Source organism: Rhizobium sp. SEMIA 4085 (genome assembly GCF_013004495.1).
GTDB lineage: Bacteria > Pseudomonadota > Alphaproteobacteria > Rhizobiales > Rhizobiaceae > Rhizobium > Rhizobium gallicum.
In genome coordinates this window covers 1-3,296 of sequence record NZ_JABEPH010000511.1, presented here as the reverse complement: position 1 = coordinate 3,296, position 3,296 = coordinate 1, and the positions used below count along the sequence as shown (strand labels likewise).

The following is a 3,296-nucleotide window of genomic DNA, read 5'->3' as shown; positions in this document are numbered from 1 at the left end:
GTATGAGGCTATCGAGGTCGTCCGGCAATATGGCCTCCAGCTTCCCAAGGCAGCGCTCGATCACCTGAGCTCCCCGGCCGCAGACGCGCCCCTTCGGGACGATCCGATCTTTGCCGGACACGAACATCACATCATCGCTTCGGCCGGTGTGTCGCTCGAGGCCGCCGCTCAACTGGCCAAGTCCAACGGCATCACCCCCGTGATCCTGTCGGATTCGATCGAGGGCGAATCCCGTGACGCTGCACTGGTGCACGCGGCCATAGCCCGTGAGGTTCTTGGCCGCAACCGACCATTCGAAAAGCCTGCGGTCATCCTCTCGGGCGGAGAGACAACCGTGACACTCCGCGCCAAGGGCGGCAGAGGCGGGCGCAACGGGGAATTTGCGCTTGCCGCCGCACTCGCAATCGACGGATACGACATCCACCTCCTGGCAGCAGACACCGACGGGATCGACGGCTCGCAAGACAACGCCGGCGCATTTGCCGACGGCACCACCGTCAGGCGCCTGCGCGAAGCCGGCCTCGATCCCCGCCGCCTGCTTGATGGCAATGACAGCTATTCGGCCTTCCAGGCTATCGGCGACCTCTTCGAGACTGGCCCGACAGGCACCAACGTCAACGATTTCAGGGCGATCTTGGTTCGCTGATGGCGAAGCCAGGCGCCGGCGTCTACATTGTCGGCACCGCTTGCCTGCTTTCCCGGCGGAAAGCATCCGGGCTGGTCGACATCCATTTGCGGAACGCCCGGAAAAATGCGCTGGGTTCGGAATAGCCGAGTTGTGTGGCGATGTCGCCGATCGTCTTTGGCGTATTGAGCAGCATGTCCACGGCCATATCGCGGCGGATATCGTCCTTTATGCCGGCATAGCTCTGCCCTTCGTCACTCAGGCGATGACGCAGGGTGGAAACCGGCATGCGCATGTCGGCCGCAAGGTCCACGAAGTTCGACCAGGCAGCCGGCGGCAGCCTGCTCAGCCTCCGGCGGACACTGGAAGCGAGCCCGGCATCATAGCGATAGCGCACGAGGATGTTCGCCGGTGCGCCACGCAGGAACTGTTTTAGTGCCTGCTCGGTCCGCGAAACCGAAAGGTCCAGCATGGCGCTGTCGAAACCCAGCCGGCTGACGGGTTGAGAGAACCTGACGGGGGCACCGAAGAAGAGCCGGTAATCAGCTCCCTGTTTCGGCTCATCACAGCGAAAATCGACGAGCCGGAGGGGGATCCGGCGGCCCACCAGCCAGCACGTGATACCATGCAAAATGATCCAGTAGGTGCGATAGGCGAAAGCCGAGCGAGGCCTGCCGGCATCCGCAAGCTCGATCTCAGCCAAGCCGTCGCGAACGACGAGTTTGCCGCGCGGATCCTCGAGGACGACATTGAGGAAGCGCAGTGCCCGGTGTAACGCCTGGCCGAGGCTTCGTGCGTGCAGCACGCAGTGGCAGAGCAGCGTGAAGCTTCCGCTGCGCATGGGCCTTCCGGCCATTCCGAAAAATTCGTCATCGAGCTCGGCCGCAATCGCGAGCCACAGTGCACCGTAGCGCTCGGAAGATATCGGCTGGTCGTCGTCCTGAGGCAGTCCGAGCGCAGCAATGAGCGGGGCTGTCGGTTTTCCCATCCGGCGCAGGCTTTCGAGTGCCTCTTCGACGAATCCCGGTGCGATCATGCGCCTTTCAAGTTCAGTCATCCCCTTCCCCTCCATATGGCAAAATTGTCCAAAAATATGAAGCAGTTCTGTCATCGCTTGCAATAGTGGGACGACATAAAGTCCGTGCTATTCTGGCTGGGCGCTACATGAGAGGAGCATCGTAGGGCTGTGGGAGATGATCCATGCTGATTCGTGGAGGAACCTTTATCGTCACCGGCGGCGGATCCGGTCTCGGCGCAGCAACCGTGCGGATGCTGGTCGAAGACGGGGCGCGCGTCGTCATTGCGGATCTTAATGAAGAGGCAGGCAAGATGGTCGCCGCAGAGCTCGGCACGCAGGTTTCATACCTGTGTGCCGACGTGACGAGCGAGGTAGATGGTGCGCGCCTTGTCGCCGCTGCGCTCGATACCTTCGGTGGCCTGCGTGGGCTCGTCAACTGCGCCGGCGTTGCGCCGGCCGAAAAGGTCATTGGACGCGATGGGCCGCATCGGCTCGAGAGCTTTTCGCAAGCGATCGGCATCAATCTGATCGGCACCTTCAACATGACCCGCCTCGCCGCGTCGGCCATTCAGCAACAGGAGCCGGATAGCGAAGGCGAGCGCGGCGTCATCATCAATACAGCCTCGGTTGCCGCCTTCGACGGCCAGATCGGCCAGGCGGCCTATTCCGCCTCCAAGGGCGGTGTGGCCGCCATGACGCTGCCAATTGCCCGCGAGCTTGCCCGCCACGGTATTCGCGTCGTGTCAATTGCTCCCGGCATCTTCGAAACACCGATGATGGCAGGCATGCCGTCTGAGGTTCGTGAATCACTCGGCAGGAGCGTGCCCTTCCCGCCGCGGCTCGGCCGGCCTGCTGAATTCGCCGCCCTGGTGCGCCATATATGTGAGAACAGCATGCTGAACGGCGAAGTCATTCGTCTCGACGGCGCATTGCGGATGGGCGCGCGTTAGGCGTCAGGGAGGACTAAAATGCAATTGCAGGATCCTGTCGTGATTGTCGGCTCGGCACGCACCCCGATCGGCGGATTTCAGGGCGAGCTCAAGGATGCTACGGCGCCCGCGCTTGGAGCTGCCGCAATACGGGCCGCACTTGAACGCAGCCGCGTCGAGGCGGGGGCCGTTGATGAAGTGGTGTTTGGCTGCGTCCTACCGGCCGGCCAGGGCCAGGCGCCGGCGAGACAGGCGGCCATCGGCGCTGGCCTTGCCTTTTCGACCGGCGCCAGCACCATTAACAAGATGTGCGGCTCCGGCATGAAAGCGACGATGATTGCTCATGACCTCATTGCCGCTGGAAGTGCCTCGGTCACCATCGCCGGCGGGATGGAAAGCATGACGAATGCGCCCTATCTCCTGGATCGGGCACGTAGCGGCTACCGGCTCGGCCACGGGCGCGTTGTCGATCATCTGTTCCTCGACGGGCTTGAGGATGCTTATGACAAGGGACGTTTGATGGGCACTTTCGCGGAAGACTGCGCCGAGGCCTATCAATTCACACGCGCCGAACAGGATAGCTATGCGATCGCCTCGCTGACGCGGGCGCAAAAGGCGATCGAGGCCGGCTATTTCGATGAAGAGATCACACCTCTGGCCATCAAGACAGCCCAACGCACACTGCATGCTGCCCACTAATAACAGCCTCGCAAGGCAAAACCTA

The 3,296-nt window shown here is 62.3% G+C and carries 3 protein-coding genes and 1 pseudogene; 3 read left to right on the top strand and 1 reads right to left on the bottom strand.

The features are described from left to right. A partial coding sequence (locus C9413_RS30100; protein ID WP_281408694.1) for an MOFRL family protein occupies positions 1-646 on the top strand: 646 nt, incomplete at its 5' end. A gap of 22 nt (positions 647-668) precedes the next feature. Here C9413_RS30100 and C9413_RS30095 read toward each other — a convergent pair. Continuing rightward, positions 669-1,736, bottom strand: coding sequence for an AraC family transcriptional regulator (locus tag C9413_RS30095; protein ID WP_040115555.1), 1,068 nt, complete (start codon positions 1,734-1,736; stop codon positions 669-671). An 89-nt stretch (positions 1,737-1,825) separates the two neighbouring features. Here C9413_RS30095 and C9413_RS30090 point away from each other — a divergent pair, with 89 nt between their 5' ends. Both C9413_RS30090 and C9413_RS30085 read left to right on the top strand, forming a co-directional pair. After that, on the top strand, positions 1,826-2,593 hold the full coding sequence (locus tag C9413_RS30090; protein WP_040115556.1) for a 3-hydroxyacyl-CoA dehydrogenase: 768 nt from the start codon (positions 1,826-1,828) through the stop codon (positions 2,591-2,593). An 18-nt stretch (positions 2,594-2,611) separates the two neighbouring features. Continuing rightward, positions 2,612-3,247 (top strand): annotated as a pseudogene (locus C9413_RS30085) (acetyl-CoA C-acetyltransferase); the annotation flags it as partial. Positions 3,248-3,296: the final 49 nt, after the last annotated feature.